We start from the raw sequence: 18,496 nt of genomic DNA, 5'->3' as shown, positions 1-18,496 counted from the left end.
CGCACACCCCTGACCGCTGGCCGGGCGCACACGTGAACGAATCGGTAGAATTCAGGGCATGTCAGAGCGGCCGCACGCGCCGACCGCGCCCGAACTCCTCCTGGAGACGGAATCGGGCTCCACGGTCATGACCCCGGGCCGCGACTACCACGTCGGCCGCGACCCGCTCAGCGACATCGTCATCGACGACGCCCGCGTCTCCTGGCACCACGCGGTCCTGCGGCCCGACGCCGGCCACTGGACGCTGGAGGACGAGCACAGCACGAACGGCACCTACGCCGACGGCCGCCGTATCCAGGAGTGGGGCGTCGGCCCCGGCAGCGTGATCCGCTTCGGGAATCCGGCCGACGGCCCGTGCGCCACCCTGGCCGACCGCCCGGCCCCGGCCCCGGAACGCCCCTCGGCCGTGTCCATGCCCGCCTTCACCGGCACCTTCCGGCAACCGACCACCGTACGACCGCTGCCCAGCCGTACCGTCCGCATCGGCCGGGCCGGCGACAACGACCTCGTCGTCGACGACCTGATCGTCTCCCGCCGCCACGCCGAACTGCGCGCCATGCCCGACGGGACGTACGAGATCGTCGACCTCGGCAGCCACAACGGCACCTACCTCAACGGCCAGCCCGTCGCCCGCGCCCCGGTCGGACCGGGTGACATCGTGGGCATCGGACACTCCGCGTTCTGTCTCGTCGGCGACCAGCTGCAGGAGTACGTCGACACCGGTGAGGTCTCCCTCGACGTACAGGACCTCACGGTCGCTGTCGACCACGGCCGCAAGGTCCTTCTCGACCAGGTGTCGTTCCCGGTCGGCGAGAAATGTCTGCTCGCCGTCGTCGGACCCAGCGGCGCCGGCAAGTCCACCCTGCTGAACGCGCTCACCGGCCAGCGTCCCGCCGACCGCGGCACCGTCCTCTACGACGGCCGCGACCTCTACCGCGACTACGCCGAACTGCGCCAGCGCATCGGCCTCGTCCCGCAGGACGACATCCTGCACGCCCAACTGACCGTGCACAGCGCCCTGTCCTACGCGGCCGAACTCCGGTTCCCCCAGGACACCGCCAAGACCGAACGGCAGGCCAGGGTCGACGAGGTCGTACGCGAACTCGGCCTCGAACAGCGCGCCGCGCAGCCCGTGCACAGCCTCTCCGGCGGCCAGCGCAAGCGGGTCAGCGTGGCCCTGGAACTGCTGACCAAGCCCTCGCTGCTCTTCCTCGACGAACCGACCTCCGGACTCGACCCGGGCATGGACCGCTCGGTGATGCACATGCTGCGCGGGCTCGCCGACGACGGCCGTACCGTCATCGTCGTCACCCACAGCGTCCTCAGCCTCGACGTGTGCGACCGGCTCCTGGTGCTCGCACCCGGCGGCAAGGTCGCCTACTACGGGCCGCCCGACGACGCCCTCGCCTTCTTCGGCTTCGAGCACTGGCCGGAGGCCTTCGAAGCCTTCGAACGGGATCAAGAGCGGGACTGGGCGGGGGAGTTCAGGGACTCCCCCTTCCAACGCCAGTACATCGCCAACTCGACCGCGCAGCCCCACCAGGTGGGTTCGGGTCCGGTCGCTGCTCCGCCGCCGCCCCGGCCCCGCAGCCGTAGCGCACAACTCGGCACCCTGGTCCGCCGCTACACCGCCGCCCTCGCCGCCGACCGGACCTTCCTCGTCATCATGATCGCGCTGCCGTTCGTCATGGGCGCGATGGCCCGCGCGCTGGCCGGGAGCGAGCTGACCCGGGAGACCGCGATGAACGCGCTGCTCATCCTGTGCGTCGGCGGTGTGCTCACCGGTGCGGCCAACGCCGTGCGTGAACTCGTCAAGGAACGCGCCATCTACCGGCGTGAGAGAGCCGTCGGCCTCTCCAGATCGGCGTATCTGCTCTCCAAGGTCGTCGTCCTGGGCGCGATCACCGTGGCGCAGGCCGTGGTGCTCACCCTGGTCGGACTGTTCGGCGTCGACCTCAACGCGCCCGGAGGCAAAGGGGTGTTGATGCCACCCCTGATCGAAATCACCGTGGCCGTCGCCCTGTTGGCCTTCACCGCGATGATGCTCGGCCTGCTGGTCTCCGCGACGGTGCGCAAGGAGGAGGTGACGATGCCGCTGCTGGTGCTGCTCGCCATCGTCCAAGTGGTGTTCTGCGGCGCCCTGTTGAAGCTGCACGGCGTACCCGGCCTGGAACAGCTGTCCTGGCTCGTCCCCTCCCGGTGGGCGCTCGGCGGGATGGCCGGCACCATCGGGCTGGCCCGGATCGTGCCGGGCGAGCTGACCGGCGATCCGATGTTCCGGCACTCGGCCGGGGTGTGGCTGCTCAACATGGGCATGCTGATCGTGCTGTCGCTGCTCTTCGGCTTCCTGGTGTCCCGGCTGCTGCGGCGGCACGAACCCGCAGTGATGCGGAAGTAGGGGCGCCACGATGACGACCCCGAACCCCGGCTTCCGGCCCACGCATGTCGTCCCCGAGCACGGGATGCCCGCCTGGGAGGCCCCGGACCCCGCCCGCCCCACCGTGCCGCTCGACGCGCTGCTCCCGGTCCAGTTGCTGGAGCGGCGCGGCGACTGGGCCCACGCCCTGTGCTCCAACGGCTGGTCCGCCTGGGTCGACGGCCGCCACCTGATCTCGGTCTCCCAGGACCCACCGGCGGCCGGCGGCCCACTGACTCGCACCGCCGACCCACGCCCGCTGCTCGCTCGCGCCGAACAGACCCTCGTCCGCTATCGCAGCGCGGTCGAGGACCTCGCGGGTGGCGGCCTGGACGGCGCGTCCTTCGAGGCCCGCACGAAGGGCCTGCGGATCGGCGTGGTCGTCGACGGCGAATCCGTCTGGCTCTACGACTCCGACCACGAGCGCTGGGTCCACGGCGACGGCACTCGCCTCAGCACCTACGCCTCGGACGACGGACCCCACGCCGAACCGGCCGACCCCGGCCACGCCCCCACCCAGGTCGTGAGCCCCGATGGCCCGTGACGCGAGCCTCTTCTCCGGCCGCCCCTCCGAGCTGATCGGGCAGCAGATCGCCGGCTACCGCATCGAGGACGAGATCGGCCGCGGCGGCATGGCCGTCGTCTACCGCGCCCACGACCTCCGCCTCGACCGCACGGTCGCCCTCAAGCTCCTCGCCCCCGAACTCGCCCGCAACGACACCTTCCGCAAACGCTTCACCCACGAGTCCCGGGTCGCCGCCGCGATCGACCACCCGCACATCGTCCCCGTCTTCGAGGCGGGCGAGACGGACGGCGTCCTGTACATCGCGATGCGCTACGTCTCCGGCAGCGACCTGCGCCATCTCCTGGACAGGGAGGGCCCGTTGACGCTCCCGACGGCCACACGCATCGCCACGCAGGTCGCGTCCGCGCTGGACGCGGCCCACGAACACGGGCTCGTCCACCGGGACGTGAAACCTGGGAACATCCTCGTGGCACGCGGCACCGACAGCGACCACCCCGAGCACGTGTACCTCACCGACTTCGGCCTGACGAAGAAGTCCCTGTCCCTGACCGGGTTCACGACCGTGGGACAGTTCGTCGGCACGCTCGACTACGTGGCTCCTGAGCAGATCTCGGGGCGGCCGGTGGACGGGCGGTGCGATGTGTACGGGCTGGCGTGCGTCGTCTACGAGACCCTGGCGGGACGGCCGCCGTTTCGGCGGGACGATGACATGGCTCTGTTGTGGGCGCACCAGTACGACATGCCTCCGGCGGTCAGCGAGGCTCGGGGTGATCTGCCGGGGCATGTCGACGAGGTTTTCGCGAGGGCGTTGGCGAAGAGTCCTGATGATCGGTACGAGTCCTGCCTGGCGTTCGTGACGGAGCTGCGCGGGGGTGAGGCCGGGCATGCGCCGACCGAGGTGGACCGGCGGGTGGCGGTGGCTCGGGGGCGGGACGAGCGACCTCCTGCACCGCCGCGGTGGGCCGAACCGGTGTTCAGGCGGCGCGACTGAAGTGTTTCGGCTGCGGGTTCGTCGTGGCTGGTCGCGCCCACGCGGCGGAGCCGCAAACCGATACAGCCCCGTGCCCCTAGGGGGTGCTGCCCAGCCCGTTCAGAGGCACGCGGCGTGCCTCCACCCTCCGGCGCGCGATCCGCCAGCCCACCCCCACCCGAACCACCGAGTCCACGTACGTCACCGAGCCGAACGAGCCGTCCGTGCGGATGCCCAGGCCCTTCGATCGCGCCCGGATCCGGTCGTCGGACAGCTCCTCGATCACCACGTTCGTCACGTGGTGCGCGACGGGGTTCGCTGCGCCCAACGTGAGGGCGGCGTCCGCGAGTTGGGTGAGGCCGGTGAGCGTGCCCTGGCCGAAGTCGGTGAGGTCGTACTCGACGTCCGGGGTGAACACCTCGGTCAGGCGGTCGAGTTCGCCCTCGTCGACCAGGTGGCCGTGCAGGGCGATCAACTCCGTTATGGCCAGGCGGTCTTCGAGAGGCAATGCCATGTCTGCCCTTCCGTCGGGTGGGCGCACACTCTCATGGTTGGTGCTGGGGCTGCTTGGGGATTTCCACCTCGCCCCGTCGGTGGACCGGCCTTGCCAGCAGTGCGCCCAGGAAGCCCGCCACCAACCCCCACAGCGCGGCCAGTCCCACCGCCGACCACACCTCGGGATTCAGGAGCAGGTCTCCGGACAGGCCGCCGCCCACGTCGCCGATGCCCAGGAGGGAAAGGCCGTAGTGGGCCGAGACTCGTCCGACCAGGCAGATCATGAGGACCGCGAGGGCGAAGGCGATGGCCAGGTGGAGGGCGTGTTGCCAGGCGCGTACGTGGGCCGGGGAGCGGGCGGCCATCAGGAAGGCGGTGGCGAGGAGCAGGACCGCGTTCACGACCAGGAGCCACCAGACGCCGTTGTCGTGGGCGGCCAGTGAGCGCAGGTTCAGGGTGGAGACGTCCGGGGTGCGCAGGACCTCGTTCAGGAGGCGGGGGACGGGGAGGCCGAAGGGGCCGTCGACCCGGCCGTTCCAGGTGGCGCCCAGGCCGATCGTGAGGGCCAGCCAGACCAGGTTCGGCATGCCCAGGAGGATGAGGGCGAAGGTCTGGGCGGCGTAGCCGCGTGTCGCCGCCACGACGAGGGCCAGGACGACGCCGAGTGCCACGTAGGCGAGGAGCAGGGCCACCACCGCGAACGCGGCCGGGCGTACCGACGCGTGGAAGCGGAGGAGGCGGGCGGGGAGGGGCGCGCCGGGTGACACCAGGAGGGCCAGTGCCAGGACTCCTGCCAGCCACAGCAGGCCGAACAGCACCGTCCGCGGTACGTCCGCCTCGAAGCCGACCTCGGGGGAGGTGCCGAGCAGGTCGCCGATGTCACCGAGGGTTCCGGTGCCCAGGGAGATCGAGAATTTCTGGCGCGCGCCCAGAGCCAGTCCGATCAGGGCGAGCAGCCACAGGACGGCGATACGGGCGGCCCAGCCGGCCAGTTCCGCCCCCGAGGCGACCGCTCGGTGCCGCAGGGGTCGTAGGAAACCCGCTGCGGTCATCAGGGTGCCGGTGAGTGTCACCGAGAGGGGGATGACGGTCAGGCCTGCCTTTGTGTCGGCCAGGGAGCCTGCGTTGCCGGCGAGCTTCACCGTGCCGCCCACCGCCGTCACCACCGTGGCCGTGACGACCCGGGGGAACGCGCCGTCCGGGAGGTCCGTCGCGCCCGCCGCCCACAGGCCGAGCGCGGACACCAGGCCCATGCTGAGCAGTCCTGCCAGCACCGTGGCGAGCGCCTGGAGCCAGCCGTGGCGGGCTACTGCCTGGTCAGAGGGGGTTCGGGGGGTCACGGTGTCACGCTAAGCAGCGGCCGGGGAGCGCGCCCGCCGGGAGGGCCGTCCGCGTCGGCTTGCGGGCGGACCATGACCGGAGCACACAATGGGTTCGTTGTGGATAAAGCGGCATAAGTCGTTACGAATGCCGCTGTCGCCCGCGTCGGGAAGAAGAGCTCGTGAGCGTCGAACCTCCGTCTTCAGGCCGCCCCACCGGACCGCCCTCCGGCCCGCTGTCGGGACCCTCCCAGCCGCCTTCGGGCCCGCCCTCGCAGCCCACGGGCGGCGGCGGTGCGGGAGCGCCGGAGCCGCACCGGCCCTGGTGGAAGTCGGTGCCGCGCGTCGCGATCCTCACGGCCGTCGTGGTGGCTGCCGTGGTTCTGGGTCTCGTCTTCACCCGGTCCGACGGCGGTTCGAGCAACACGGCGAACAAGGGCGAGGTGTTCCTGCAGTCCGCGGCCAAGACCGGCCCCGACCCGTTCACCGAGTCCAGCGCCACGGAGAACTCCGCCCCGCCGGTCTCCGCCTCACCCACCGCCTCGGAACCCGTGAACGCGGTGCGCGGAGTCGACGGCGGCGCCCCCGGTCTCTACGGCGGCACCCAGAACGTCTCCAGCTGTGACGTCGAGAAGCAGATCAAGGCCCTCCAGGCGGCCCCGGCGAAGAACACGGCGTTCGCGTCCGTCGTCGGCGTCCAGCCCGCCGGAGTCCCCGCCTACCTGCGCTCGCTCACCCCCGTACAACTGCGCATGGACACCCGCGTCACCAACCACGGCTACCGCGACGGCGCCGCCACCAGCTACCAGGCCGTCCTCCAGGCAGGCACCGCCGTCCTCGTCGACGGCCACGGCGTGCCCCGGGTCCGCTGCGCCTGCGGCAACCCGCTGTCGCCCCCCGTCGCCCAGCAGACGACCCCGAAGCGCACCGGCGACACCTGGTCCTCGTACCGGCCGCAGAACGTCGTCGTGGTCACCCCCGCACCGCAGATCATCAACATCTTCGTGATCTACGACCCCGACAGCCACCACTGGTTCGGCCGCCACCACGGCGACACGGGCAAGCACGACCACAAGACGCCGCCGCCGGTGAACCCGGCCAGCCCCTCGGTCACCGTCTCCCCGCCGACCTCACCGTCCTCCAACTCCCCGTCGCCGTGCGCCTCCACGGCCCCCGGTACGCCGGGAACGCCCGGCACGTCCACGAGCCCGTGCCCGCCGACGTCGAGCGCACCGTCCTCGCCGTCCTCCTCGTCCCCGAGCTCGGAGTCCCCGTCCTCCGAGCCGCCGTCGACGGAGTCGTCGTCAGCCTCTTCCGCCTCCTCGGCCTCGTCGTCCCCACCCGAATCTCTCGCTTCCGACACGACCACGACCTCGTCGTCGAGCTTCAGCGCGCCGGTTTCGCCGGGGTCGATTTCACCGTCACTCTGATCGGGGGGACTGCCGGGCGTGGGGCTGGGTACGAGCACTGGTACGACAGCGACCGGCAGTGCCGCCTTCCGAGAGAGACACGCATGATCGACCACCGGGACGGGGTAGTGATACCGACTCGTTTCGACGTGCCCGTGGAACCGCTGAGGCGGGCGGCGCACTACACCGGCGAACCGGGCTGCATCTCAGCGGCCCGGCACTTCACCCACCAGTTCCTGGAGCAGCTCAGAACCGAGTGGTGCGCCACGATCGACGACCAGTCCGACGGCGAACTGCTGCTGGTGGTGAGTGAGTTGGTCACCAACGCCGATCGCCACAGCAACGGCCCGTACATCCTGGAACTGGAGGGCACGGACACCTCGGTGACGGTGTCCGTCTGCGACAGCAGCGTCGCCCTGCCCCGGCTCTTCGCCCGGGACCCCGAGCGCATCGGCCGGCACGGCCTGGAGATAGTCCACGCCCTGGCCGCGCAGGTGAGCGTCGAACGGGTACCGGTCGGCAAGCGGGTGCGCGCCGTGGTGTACCTGAACGGCGAGGACCGCTAGGCCCTCACGCCCCGCTCCTGGTGGCCGTGATCAGCTCGTGCAGGTACCGCTTGGTGACCCGGCCGCCGTGCCGCGTCTCCAGCAGCTCCCGGAGACAGGCCAACAGGCCCTGACGCGCGGGCTCGTCCATCGCGAGATGGTTCGAGTACGTGAGCACGACGTCGAGGTACTCGTCGGTCGTGTACGTGATCTCCTGCGCGCCGCGCCACACCGTGACGTCCTCGAAGTGCGCGGAGTGCTCGAACTCCCCTGTGTCCGTTGCCGTTTCGTCCTCGGTGGGACTCCGGAAGCCGGGCTGGGTGGCCGGGTCCCAGCGTTCGTAGCAGCGCTGCATCCGGTCGAAGAAGTCCTGCGTGCCGCCCGCCACATGGTGTGTGGTGACGACCGCGAGGTGCCCGCCGGGTCGCAGCGCGGACGCCGCCTTCGCGAGGAAGCTCCCAGGATCGAACCAGTGGTACGCCGTCGCGATCACCACCAGGTCGAACGGCTCGTCCGGCACCTCCCACAGCTCGAAGTCCGCGACCTGTACGTCCGCTCGCGGGAACGCGCTCAGATTGCGCCGGGCCACCGCCGCGAGCGACGGCCCCAGCTCCACGGCGGTCAGCCGGCAGCCGAACTCGGCCAGCGGGACGGTGAGTTGACCGGTGCCGGGGGCGATCTCCAGGACCCGGCTGTCCGGGCCGAGGTTCGCCGTACGGGCCAGTTCGTCGACCAGGGGGCGCGGATACCGGGGGCGGGCCCGGTCGTAGCGCTCGGCCGCTCCGTCGAATGTGTCGCGCAGCACCGTTCCGGCACCCTTTCGTATCGACGATTCCCCCCAGGGCAGAATGCTGATCCCTTGCCCTCACGTCCAAGGCTTTTAGTCTGAGGGGGTGAGCAACCAAGCGCCGAACCAAGCCCGCGTGATTCCGCTGCGCCCGCACGAGCCGGCCCCTCACCTGCCGGAGCCACAGGTCCCCGCGCCCAAGGAACCCCTGTGGCGCGACCTGGTCGGTGACGTCCTGCGACGCGAACGCCTCGCGCAGGAACGCACGTTGAAGGACGTGGCCGACGCCGCCCGGATCTCCATGCCGTATCTCTCGGAGGTCGAGCGGGGCCGCAAGGAGGCCTCCTCGGAGGTCCTCGCGGCCGCCGCCCACGCGCTGGGTCTCGACCTCGGCGACCTGCTGTCGCTGGCCGGGGACGAACTCGGCCGGCACCGCAACAGGCGTCAGGGCAGGGTGACTTCGCCGTACAACGGGCAGCTCAGTCTGGTCGCCGCCTGACGGCGCCGCTCAGAGCGGGCCGAGGCGTCGGCTGACCACCTCGTCGGCCAGGCCGTACGCCACGGCCTCCGGCGCGGTGAACACCTTGTCGCGGTCCATGTCGGCGCGCAGCGTGGGAATGTCGTGGTGGGTGTGCCGGGACAGCACCTCCTCCACCTGGGAGCGGATCCGCACCATCTCCTTCGCCTGGAGGGCGAGATCGGAGACCATGCCACGCTGCCCGCCGCTCGCCGGCTGGCCGAGCAGTACGCGCGCGTGCTCCAGCACGAACCGCCGTCCCGGGTCCCCGCCGGCCAGCAGCACGGCCGCCGTCGACGCGGCCTGACCGACGCAGAACGTCGAGATCGGGGCCTGTACGTACGTCATCGTGTCGTAGATCGCCATCAGTGAAGTGAACGATCCGCCGGGCGAGTTGATGTAGATCGCGATCTCGCTCTCCGGCGACGACGACTCCAGATGGAGGAGTTGTGCGATGACGACGTTGGCGACGCCGTCGTCGATGTCGGTGCCGAGGAAGATGATCCGCTCGGACAGCAGCCGGCTGAACACGTCGTAGGAACGCTCGCCGTTCGGGGTGCGTTCGACGACGTTCGGAATTGTGTACGTCCCCATGTCAGAGCCCCATCCGTCGCTTGGAGGCGGCCGGGCGCACATCGTCCAGCGATGCGACGACCCGGTCCACCATGCCGTACTCCTTGGCCTGTTCGGCCGTGAACCAGCGGTCGCGGTCGCCGTCGCGGGAGATGGTCTCCTCGCTCTGGCCCGTGTGCTGCGCCGTCAGCCGCTCGATGGTCTTCTTCGTGAAGTCGAGGTTCTCCGCCTGGATCTCGATGTCGGCGGTGGTGCCGCCGATGCCCGCCGACGGCTGGTGCATCATGACCCGCGCGTGGGGGAGGGCGTAGCGCTTGCCGTGGGTGCCGACGCTGAGCAGGAACTGGCCCATGCTGGCCGCGAATCCCATGGTCAGCGTGGCGACGTCGTTCGGGATCAGCTGCATCGTGTCGTAGATGGCGAGGCCCGCCGTCACCGAGCCGCCGGGGCTGTTGATGTACAGGCTGATGTCCGTGCGCGGGTCCTCCGCGGACAGGAGCAGCAACTGGGCGCAGATCCGGTTCGCCGAGACCTCGTCGACCTGCGTGCCGAGGAAGACGATCCGCTGCCCGAGGAGCTGGGCGGCGAGGTGGTCGTCGAAGCGGGAGGACGGGGTGTCGCCCTCCTCGGCGCGGGGCATGAGGGCCGGGGCGAAACCGGCCGTGAGTGGAGACATGGGCACTCCTTGTCGAGAGTGTCGAAGGTGTCGTGACCTGTCTCCACTGTCGGCCGACAACGCCCCGGCCTGGGGATTTCTAGGCTTTCAGCAGATTCGCCGTGAGCAGACGGGTCAGCCGACGCCCTTCTCCCGGAGTTCTCGCAGTTCCCGGAAGAAGGCCCGTACGTCCTCGGCCAGCAGGTCCGGTTCCTCCATCGCGGCGAAGTGGCCGCCTCGGTCGAGCTTGGTCCAGCGGACGATGTTCTCGGTGCGCTCGGCCCTGTGGCGGAGCGGGATCTGGATCTCGGCCGGGAAGACGGCGAGCGCGGTGGGGGCGGTGGACGGGAGGGTGGGCGCGGTGGCCCGGGCGCCGGTGGCGTGGGCCCGCTCGTAGTAGATCCGGGCAGCCGAACCGGCCGTCCCCGTCAGCCAGTACAGCATCACGTTCGTGAGCAGCCGGTCCCGGTCCACGGCCTCCTCGGGCAGCTCCTCCGAGTCGGTCCACTCCCTGAACTTCTCGACGATCCAGGCGAGTTGGCCGACCGGCGAGTCCGTGAGGGCGTACGCCAGGGTCTGCGGTCGGGTGGCGTGGAGGACGGCGTATCCGGTGCCCTCGCGCGACCAGGCGGTCCAGCGGCGCCAGGATTCCTGGGTGTCCGCCTGTTCCTCGGGGCTGAGCGCGGCGAGTTCCTCGGCGCTGGGTTCGGTGAGCGCCTGCGCGCCCGGCAACAGGTTGAGGTGGACGCCGATGACCCGGTCCGGATGGGCGCGGCCCAGCTCGCGGGAGATCGCCGAGCCCCAGTCGCCGCCCTGCGCGCCGAACCGTTCGTAGCCGAGCCGGTGCATCAGTTCCGCCCACGCGTCGGCGATCCGGCCCGTCTCCCAGCCGGTGTCGGCGGGCGGCCCGGACAGTCCGAAGCCGGGGATGCTGGGTACGACGACGTGGAAGGCGTCGGCGGGGTCGCCGCCGTGGGCCGCCGGATCGGTCAACAGGCCCACGATGTCCACGAATTCGACGATCGAGCCCGGCCAGCCGTGCGTGAGGATCAGCGGGGTGGCGTCCGGCTCCGGGGAGCGGATGTGCGCGAAGTGGACGGTCGACCCGTCGATGGTGGTCGTGAACTGCGGCCACGCGTTCAGCTCCGCCTCGGCCGCACGCCAGTCGTACGTGTGCCGCCAGTACCGGACCAGCTCCCGCAGATAGTCGGCCGGTACGCCGTACGCCCAGCCCGTGCCGGGCAGCTCGTCGGGCCAGCGGGTGCGGTCGAGGCGGGCGTGCAGGTCGTCGAGGTCGGCCTGCGGGATGTCGATGTGGAACGGGTCGATACGGAATGGCTGGACGCTGTCTGCCTGCGAGGACGTCATGGCATCCGAGACTAGTTCCGGGCGGGGGATCGGCCACCCGGGTTATCCGGCCGTCCGACCGATGAGTTTCGTGGCGGGCGGGGGTCGATACAGATGACCGTGTTCGATGCCCCCTGGAGCCCATGGAGGAGCTCATGACCACCGACGCACCCACCGACGGATTCACCACGTGTCTCTGGTTCGACGGCCGGGCCGAGGAAGCCGCCCACCACTACGTGTCGATCTTCAAGAACTCCAGCATCGGCCGCGTCAGCCACTACGGCGAGGGTGCCCCGCAACCGGCGGGCTCGGTGCTCACCGTGGAGTTCACGGCCTTCGGCCAGAAGTTCGTCGGGCTGAACGGCGGCCCCGAGTTCAAGTTCACCGAGGCGGTGTCCTTCCAGATCCCGTGCGAGAACCAGGAGGACATCGACTACTACTGGACCAAGCTCACCGACGGCGGCGAGCCCGGCCCGTGCGGCTGGCTCAAGGACAAGTTCGGCGTGTCCTGGCAGGTTGTCCCCACCCGGCTGATCGACATGATCACCGACCCGGACCCCGCGAAGGTCGCCCGCGCGACGGAGTCCTTCATGGCGATGGGCAAGTTCGACCTCGCCGCGCTGGAGAAGGCCTTCGCGGGGGAGTGACGGCCGCTCCTCGGCTACGTCGACTGTGCCTGCGCCAGCGTCGCCACCTCGGCGGCGCTCAGCGCCCTGCCATGGACCCGGAAGTCGTCGACCGCGCCCTTCAGGTACGGGTCGGCGTACTGCGACCTGCCGAGGTATCCGGCACGGATGTGGTTGCCGAAGCGGCGCGGCTCCACGGTGACGGCCGCGTTCCGGCCGACCTCGGCGCCGTCGACGTACAGGATCGCGGTCCCGTCGCCGTACGTCACCGCCACGTGGACCCAGCGGTCGGTGGGCAGCGGGCCGGCGTCGATGCGCTGCTCGGCGCCCGCCCCGCCCGCGGTGATCGCGTACCGCAGGGTGCCGTCGCCGCTGAGCGGGGTCAGGAACATGTTGGCGGTGACCCCGGTACCGAGGTCGAAGATCCGGCTCCAGACGCCGGGTCGCCCGTCCAGCCGGACCCACGCGGCGAGGGAGTAGGCGGACGCGCCCGCCAACAGGTCCTCGGCCAGGGCGACATGACCGTCGACCCCGTCCAGCGCGACCGCGCCGTCGAGACGCCCGTCCGCCAACCAGGAGGCACCACCGACCAGTTGGGCCGTACGGCCATTGCCGGTCGCGTCGGATGCCGCCGTGCCCGACGTCTCGTCGAAGCGGTGCCAGGCGGCGAACTCCGGGGGAGGGGGCGAGGGTTCACCGGTCAGCCAGTACACCGAGTAGTGCTGGTGGTGGACACGGGCGATCGGCAGCAGGGTCACGTCCGCGTCGTCCGCGCGGGCGGTGAAACGCAGCGGGTCCGACGACTCCTGCCGTACGGAGTCGACGTCCAGGCGTGACAGCCAGGGATCGGCCTGATCGCCGAACGCCCCTGCCAGGACCACCGGTCCGTGCAGCACCGCCTGTACATCGGGGTCGTCGGGGGTCGCCTCGACGACCGTGCGCATCGGCAGGGACACCTCGACGCGGTCGCCGGTGCGCCACGTCCGCTCCAGGCTGAGCCAGCTCCCGGGCTTCGGACGGTCGGGCAGCGTACGGCCGTTGAGGCTCGCGCGGGCGCCGGCGGCCCAGGCAGGGATGCGGACGCGCAGCCGGTGTGCGGCCCGGCCGGCGGTGACCGTCAGGGTGGTGGTGGAACGGTCCGGGAAGCCCGTGGTCTGCCGCCAGGTGATGCCCCGCTCGCGCCAGACGACCTGCGAGGGGATGAACAGGTTGACCAGCAGCCCGCGTTCGTCGTGCGTGTAGATGGTGTCGGCGAACTTGGCGTGCGTCTCCATGCCGGTGCCGTGGTCGCAGGAGAAGTTGTCGTAGTCCGTGGAGTAGGCGTTCGGATCCGTGCCCATGAAGGACGGCTGGCGCTTGAACGAACCCGGCGCCAGACCGGTGTAGTAGATGTTGAAACCGTGCTCGGAGTCCGGGTCCTGCTCGCCCAACATCTGGTTGAACAGGGCCCGTTCGTAGAAGTCGAGCAGTTCGACGCGCTCCGGGGTGTGGAAGTGCAGCAGCCGGGTCAGCTTGAGCATGTTGTAGCTGTTGCAGTTCTCGCAGGTGTTGTCCGACAACTGCCCTGCCACGACGTCGGGTTCGTGGAAGGCCTCGCCGTTGCTGTTGCCGCCGATGACGTACGAGTGGTGGCCGGTGACGATCCGCCAGAAGTTCGCGGCGATCGCGCGGTACCGCTCCGGCAGCCCCTCCTCCCACAGCCGCAGCGCGCCGACCATCTTCGGGATCTGCGTGTTGGCGTGCAGCCCGCTGAGTTGGTCCTCGTTCCGGGCCAGCGGGTCGAAGACACGGGCGTGGGTGAAGCGTTCGGCGACATCGAGCCAGGTGCCGTCACCAGTGAGGGCGTGCAGATCGGCGAGCACGTCGTTCATCCCGCCGAACTCCGTCTCCAGCACCCGCTGCATCTGCTCGTACGACAGCTTCGCGGTCCGCGCGTCGACCCAACGCGCCTGCCGCAGCACCACGTCGAGGGCCTGGTCGTCGCCCGTCAGCCGGTACTGCTCGACCAGCCCCGCCATGATCTTGTGGATCGTGTAGTACGGCGCCCACACCCCGGTGCCGGCCTCCAGCCGGTCGAAGAAGCTCTCCGGGAACGCGGACAGATACCCCTTGCCGAAACCGGATGCGGGTGCGGCTTCCTGACACTTCGCCAGTTCGGTGACGAGGGTCCGGCCCTTGTCGCGGAGGCTCGCGTCACCGGTGTTGGCGTACGCGAGGGCGAGACCGGAGAGCAGATGGCCGGTGGAGTGACCGCGCAGTTCCACGTCCGGGCCCTCCCAGCCGCCGCAGGGCTGGGCGCCGCTCGGCAGACCGACGTTGGTGCGGAAGGTGTGCAGCAGCCGGTCGATGTCGACGAAGCGCAGGTAGGCCGAGTTGCGGCGCTGGTTGTCGCGGAACGGGCTGTCCAGCAGGGTCACGGCGGTGAGCGGGAAGGGCCGGGCCGGAGGGAGTGCCGGCGCGGCTCCGGTGGCGGCGTGCGCCGTGCCACCACCGCCGGTGAGGGCCAGGGCCGCCGAGGTGGCACCTGCGGCCGCGAGCAACTGACGTCTGCCCAGAGATGGGGTCATCACCAATGTCCTTCGCATGTCGAGGAGTTGGGAGTCGGGGCGGTGGTGTCCCTCCACCACTCCACTCCTGTTCGAAATCCCGGATGTCGTGCGACATGCTGTGCGCTGGACACGCTATGCGGGCGCTGTGTGATGTCAACAGGGCCGGGAGGGGCGGCAGTTGTCTGCGGGAGGGAGGATCAGCTCTCGCTGTCCAGCAGCAGCGCGTGCAACTCGGCCGCCCGCCGGGCCAGTTGCTCCGCCTGGCCGGCCTCGGCGCGGGTGCGCGGCCGGGGCAGGGTGATGTCGAGGACCGTACGGATCCGGCCGGGCCGGGGCGTGAGCACGACCACCCGGTCGGCGAGCAGGACCGCCTCGTCCACGGAGTGCGTGACGAGGACGACGGTGGACGGATGCTCGCGGTGCGTCCGCTGCAACTCGGCGCACAACTCGTCCCGGGTGAGCGCGTCGAGCGCGGAGAACGGCTCGTCCATCAGGAGCACCCGGGGCCGCCGCATGAGCGACCGGCACAGCGCCACCCGCTGCTGCATCCCGCCGGACAGCTCGTGCGGCAGGCGGCGCTGGAAGCCGTCGAGGCCCATCGTCCCGATCAGCCCCAGCGCCCGTTCGCGTGAGCCATCGCGCCGCTCGCCCGCAATCTCCGCAGGCAGCAGCACATTGTCCAGCACCGACCGCCACGGCAGCAGCGCCGGACGCTGGAAGAGCACGGCGCAGTCGCGGCGCGGCCCGGTGACGGCCCGGCCGCCCATCAGCACCTCGCCCCGCGTCGGCGGCACCAGCCCGGCGATCAGCCGCAGCAACGTCGACTTTCCGCAACCGGACCGCCCGACGACCGCCACGAACTCGCCGTCGGCGGCCTCCAGATCGATGCCGTGAAGCGCCTCGACGGAGCCTCGCCGGTGTGCGAACTCCTTGGACACACCCCGTAGTTCGATCACGCGTCGACTCCCGTCGGCCGCCGTGCGCGGAGTACCGAAAATCGCTCTGCTGGATTGTGACATGCGAGCGTACGATTTTCCGGATCGCGACCCCGGCGATAAAGCCCCGTCAAGTGCCGCCGTCCCCCCACCCATTCCCCCGTCAGGGGAGGTCGCATGATCCGCTCATACCGCACGGCGACGGTGTTCTGTACGGCGGTCACGTTGCTGGCCGCCGCTGCCTGTGACTCCAACTCCTCCTCCAAGAGCCCGAGTTCGTCCAAGGATCACATCACCTACGTCACCGCCTTCGGTGCGGCGGGACGGGACGCCTTCGCCTGGGTGGCCGAGCAGAAGGGCTATTTCCGGCAGGCGGGAATCGACGTACAGATCGAACTCGGAAAGGCCGCCGGCGAGAACCTCAAGGCCCTCGCCTCCGGAAAAGCGCAGTTCACGAGTTTGGACCTCACGGGCGCGATGATTTCGGCGGGAGCCAAGAACTCCACGGCCTATCGCGACTTCCGCGCGGTACTCGCCATCCATCAGCGGACTCTCGTCTCCATCATGGCGATGCAGGGCTCGGGCATCACCACCCCGAAGGACCTCAAGGGCAAGCGGATCGCGGCCGCCGCCAACTCCGTGAACCAGCTGCTCTTCCCCGGCTACGCCAGGCTCGCCGGCATCGACTCCGCCGGAATCCACTGGATCGCGGTCCAGCCCGTCCAGTTGGGCCCGGCCCTCGCGAGCGGAAAGGCCGACGCGCTCAGCACGTTCCTGATCGGCCGGCCCACCATCGAGAAGGCCACCGTGCAGGCCAGGTCGAAGCACGTCGTGGTGTTCCCCTACAGCACCTACCTGCCCGAGCTGTACGGCAACGCGACCGTCACCACGGCCTCCCTCGCCGCGAAGAAACCGGACCTGGTCAAGCGCTTCCGCACCGCCCTGCTCAAGGGACTGAAGTACACGATCCAACACCCGGACGAGGCAGGGAAGTTGCTGCACGACAAGCACCCGGAGACGGACGCGACGGCCGCGACCGCGGAGATCAAGCTGATGACGCCGTCCGTGACGGCCGAGGGTGACTCGTCCATCGGCCTCATCACCGAGGCGCGGATGCGGCGTGCCATCACCAGCCTTCAGAACGCCGGGGTCATCCAGCCCGGGATGACCCCGCAGGACGTCGTCGACTTCGCTGCCATGAAGGGGAGTTGACGGAGGTGGAGACACCGCTCCCGTACGTCTTCGACAACGACCACCCGGAGGCCGTCGACCGGCACGGGCAACTCCCCGCGATCCTCGACGAGTTCACGATCTCGCGGCTGTCGTCCCTCGGTGACCTGACCGGCCGGCGCTGTCTGGAGACCGGTGCGGGAGGCGGCAGCATCGCCGCCTGGCTGGCTCGCGCGACGGGCCCGACCGGGCGGGTGCTGGCCACCGACGTCAACACCCGTCATCTGCCACCGAGTCCGCCGTACGACGTGCTGGTGCACGACCTGGAGAGCGAACCGGTGCCGGACGGGACCTGGGACGTGATCCACGCCCGGCTGGTGCTGCTGCATCTGCCCGGACGGGAAGCCGTTCTCCGGAGGCTCGCGGCGGCGCTCGCACCCGGTGGTGCGCTGGTGGTGGAGGACTTCGAGACGACCTTCCGCAAACTGGTGCTGGCGGCCCCGACCCCGGAGGCGGCCCAACTGGTCGACCGCTACCACGAGTTGCTCGTCGAACACGTCCTGCCCGCCCACGGCAACGACCCCACCTGGGCGGGCCGGGTGCCCGCCGCCATGCTGGCGGCGGGCCTGACCGACGTGGACACCGTGATCCAGGCCCGGTCCTGGCCGGGCGGCACCGCGGGCGCGCTGCTGATCGCCGGGAACATCGCCCAGACGCGGGAGGAGTTCCTGGCGGCGGGCATGACCGAGGCTCAACTGGACGAGCTGAGCCGACTGGTCACCGACCCCCGGCTCGTGGTGCGCGGCCACTTCACCTACTCGACCATCGGCCGCAGGCCCGCCGCGTGAGACGCGTCCTGGCGGCGGGAGCACCGGTCCTGGCGGCCGGGTGCGCGCTGGCCGGGTGGTGGCTGGCGACCGTCGCCTTCGGCATCCGGCCGTTCCTGCTGCCGTCACCGCCCGACGTCGTCCGCGCCTTCGGCCGGCTGCCCGGCTATCTGCTCCGGCAGACCTGGCAGACGTTCACCGAGACGGCCGTCGGTTTCGGGCTGGCCGTGGGTGCCGGACTCGCGACCGCCGTCCTGCTCACCGCGTCGCGTGGCGTGGAACGCGCGGTCATGCCGCTCCTGGTCGCCGTCAACGCCGTACCGAAGATCGCGGTGGCACCCCTCCTCGTGGTCTGGCTCGGCTTCGGGACCGCCCCGAAGGTGTTCATGGTGGCCCTGCTCGCCTGGTTCCCCGTCGTGGTGTCGACCATGGCCGGGCTGACCTCGGTCCCGCTGGAGCTGAGCGAGCTGGCCCACTCGCTCACCGCGTCCCGCTGGCAGACCTACCGCAAACTCCGTATCCCGTGGGCCCTGCCCCAGGTCTTCACCGGTCTGCGCCTCGGCGTCACCCTGGCCGTCGTGGGCGCGGTCGTCGGCGAGTTCGCGGGCGGCGACCAGGGCCTCGGCTACGTCATCGTGGCCTCCGGCGGCAACGCCGACACCCCTCTTGCGTTCGCCGCGATGGCCCTGCTCAGCGTGATGAGCGTGCTGCTCTTCTACGTCGTCGTCCTCGCGGAGCGGGCGCTGCTGCCCTGGGCCCGCGAGACCACCGGCTGAGCGACCGCGCTCGGAGCCCCCGCGCGACCCGTCGCCGCGACCCCCGCGCGCCCC

The 18,496-nt window shown here is 70.6% G+C and carries 18 protein-coding genes; 10 read left to right on the top strand and 8 right to left on the bottom strand.

What is annotated here, in order from left to right:
• The first annotated feature begins 58 nt into the window (after positions 1-58).
• The 3 genes from OG496_RS05675 to OG496_RS05665 are packed head-to-tail and all read left to right on the top strand — an operon-like array spanning position 59 to position 3,933.
• Positions 59-2,398 carry an FHA domain-containing protein gene (locus OG496_RS05675; protein ID WP_405969854.1) on the top strand — a complete coding sequence of 780 codons (2,340 nt, stop codon included), beginning with the start codon at positions 59-61 and terminating at the stop codon, positions 2,396-2,398.
• 10 nt (positions 2,399-2,408) lie between these two features.
• Positions 2,409-2,960 carry a hypothetical protein gene (locus OG496_RS05670; protein WP_405969853.1) on the top strand — a complete coding sequence of 184 codons (552 nt, stop codon included), beginning with the start codon at positions 2,409-2,411 and terminating at the stop codon, positions 2,958-2,960.
• Positions 2,950-3,933 carry a serine/threonine-protein kinase gene (locus tag OG496_RS05665; RefSeq protein WP_405969852.1) on the top strand — a complete coding sequence of 328 codons (984 nt, stop codon included), beginning with the start codon at positions 2,950-2,952 and terminating at the stop codon, positions 3,931-3,933. The genes OG496_RS05670 and OG496_RS05665 overlap by 11 nt, the downstream gene beginning before the upstream one ends.
• Before the next feature lie 76 nt (positions 3,934-4,009).
• Here the strand turns inward: OG496_RS05665 and OG496_RS05660 are convergent, their stop codons facing one another.
• On the bottom strand, positions 4,010-4,426 hold the full coding sequence (locus tag OG496_RS05660) for a nuclear transport factor 2 family protein (protein ID WP_405969851.1): 417 nt from the start codon (positions 4,424-4,426) through the stop codon (positions 4,010-4,012).
• A gap of 31 nt (positions 4,427-4,457) precedes the next feature.
• Complete coding sequence (locus OG496_RS05655; RefSeq protein WP_405969850.1) at positions 4,458-5,747, bottom strand: streptophobe family protein; 1,290 nt, start codon at positions 5,745-5,747, stop codon at positions 4,458-4,460.
• Positions 5,748-5,908: 161 nt separating this feature from the next.
• Here OG496_RS05655 and OG496_RS05650 point away from each other — a divergent pair, with 161 nt between their 5' ends.
• Entirely contained in the window at positions 5,909-7,156 is a 1,248-nt protein-coding gene (locus OG496_RS05650; RefSeq protein ID WP_405969849.1) for a DUF6777 domain-containing protein, read from the top strand.
• 83 nt (positions 7,157-7,239) lie between these two features.
• Positions 7,240-7,701, top strand: coding sequence for an ATP-binding protein (locus OG496_RS05645; protein WP_366492329.1), 462 nt, complete (start codon positions 7,240-7,242; stop codon positions 7,699-7,701).
• A 4-nt stretch (positions 7,702-7,705) separates the two neighbouring features.
• Here the strand turns inward: OG496_RS05645 and OG496_RS05640 are convergent, their stop codons facing one another.
• On the bottom strand, positions 7,706-8,485 hold the full coding sequence (locus OG496_RS05640) for a class I SAM-dependent methyltransferase (protein WP_405969848.1): 780 nt from the start codon (positions 8,483-8,485) through the stop codon (positions 7,706-7,708).
• An 88-nt stretch (positions 8,486-8,573) separates the two neighbouring features.
• Between OG496_RS05640 and OG496_RS05635 the strand changes: the two genes are divergently transcribed.
• Complete coding sequence (locus tag OG496_RS05635; RefSeq protein ID WP_328685430.1) at positions 8,574-8,966, top strand: helix-turn-helix transcriptional regulator; 393 nt, start codon at positions 8,574-8,576, stop codon at positions 8,964-8,966.
• 9 nt (positions 8,967-8,975) lie between these two features.
• On the opposite strand, the gene OG496_RS05630 is transcribed toward OG496_RS05635, so the two are convergent.
• The 3 genes from OG496_RS05630 to OG496_RS05620 all read right to left on the bottom strand — a co-directional run bounded on the left by OG496_RS05630 (position 8,976) and on the right by OG496_RS05620 (position 11,580).
• A complete protein-coding gene (locus OG496_RS05630) occupies positions 8,976-9,578 on the bottom strand; it encodes an ATP-dependent Clp protease proteolytic subunit (RefSeq protein ID WP_366492331.1) in 603 nt (200 codons plus the stop codon).
• A 1-nt stretch (position 9,579) separates the two neighbouring features.
• Positions 9,580-10,233, bottom strand: a complete 654-nt coding sequence (locus OG496_RS05625; RefSeq protein WP_393755116.1) for a ClpP family protease — start codon at positions 10,231-10,233, stop codon at positions 9,580-9,582.
• A 114-nt stretch (positions 10,234-10,347) separates the two neighbouring features.
• Positions 10,348-11,580: an epoxide hydrolase family protein gene (locus OG496_RS05620; RefSeq protein ID WP_405969847.1), complete on the bottom strand. Its 1,233-nt coding sequence runs from the start codon at positions 11,578-11,580 to the stop codon at positions 10,348-10,350.
• Positions 11,581-11,702: 122 nt separating this feature from the next.
• Between OG496_RS05620 and OG496_RS05615 the strand changes: the two genes are divergently transcribed.
• Positions 11,703-12,206 carry a VOC family protein gene (locus OG496_RS05615; RefSeq protein WP_399388641.1) on the top strand — a complete coding sequence of 168 codons (504 nt, stop codon included), beginning with the start codon at positions 11,703-11,705 and terminating at the stop codon, positions 12,204-12,206.
• Between the two features lie 14 nt (positions 12,207-12,220).
• Here OG496_RS05615 and OG496_RS05610 read toward each other — a convergent pair whose 3' ends face one another.
• The gene (locus OG496_RS05610) at positions 12,221-14,752 is read right to left on the bottom strand and encodes a beta-L-arabinofuranosidase domain-containing protein (protein ID WP_405969846.1); all 2,532 of its coding nucleotides are present in this window, start codon (positions 14,750-14,752) and stop codon (positions 12,221-12,223) included.
• 179 nt (positions 14,753-14,931) lie between these two features.
• Positions 14,932-15,690, bottom strand: a complete 759-nt coding sequence (locus OG496_RS05605) for an ABC transporter ATP-binding protein (protein WP_405969845.1) — start codon at positions 15,688-15,690, stop codon at positions 14,932-14,934.
• A 156-nt stretch (positions 15,691-15,846) separates the two neighbouring features.
• On the opposite strand from OG496_RS05605, the gene OG496_RS05600 reads away from it, so the two are divergent.
• From OG496_RS05600 to OG496_RS05590, 3 genes are read left to right on the top strand one after another with little or no spacing between them, the layout of a single operon-like run.
• Positions 15,847-16,881, top strand: coding sequence for an ABC transporter substrate-binding protein (locus tag OG496_RS05600; RefSeq protein WP_405969844.1), 1,035 nt, complete (start codon positions 15,847-15,849; stop codon positions 16,879-16,881).
• A 5-nt stretch (positions 16,882-16,886) separates the two neighbouring features.
• Positions 16,887-17,687, top strand: a complete 801-nt coding sequence (locus OG496_RS05595) for a class I SAM-dependent methyltransferase (RefSeq protein ID WP_405969843.1) — start codon at positions 16,887-16,889, stop codon at positions 17,685-17,687.
• Positions 17,684-18,442: an ABC transporter permease gene (locus OG496_RS05590; RefSeq protein WP_405969842.1), complete on the top strand. Its 759-nt coding sequence runs from the start codon at positions 17,684-17,686 to the stop codon at positions 18,440-18,442. Before OG496_RS05595 ends, OG496_RS05590 begins: the two co-directional genes overlap by 4 nt.
• The last annotated feature ends 54 nt before the right edge of the window (positions 18,443-18,496 follow it).

This window comes from Streptomyces sp. NBC_00988, assembly GCF_045162645.1.
In the GTDB taxonomy this organism is placed as follows: domain Bacteria; phylum Actinomycetota; class Actinomycetes; order Streptomycetales; family Streptomycetaceae; genus Streptomyces.
The sequence above is the reverse complement of the archived record's forward strand: the minus strand, read 5'-3'. Positions and strand labels throughout refer to the sequence as shown.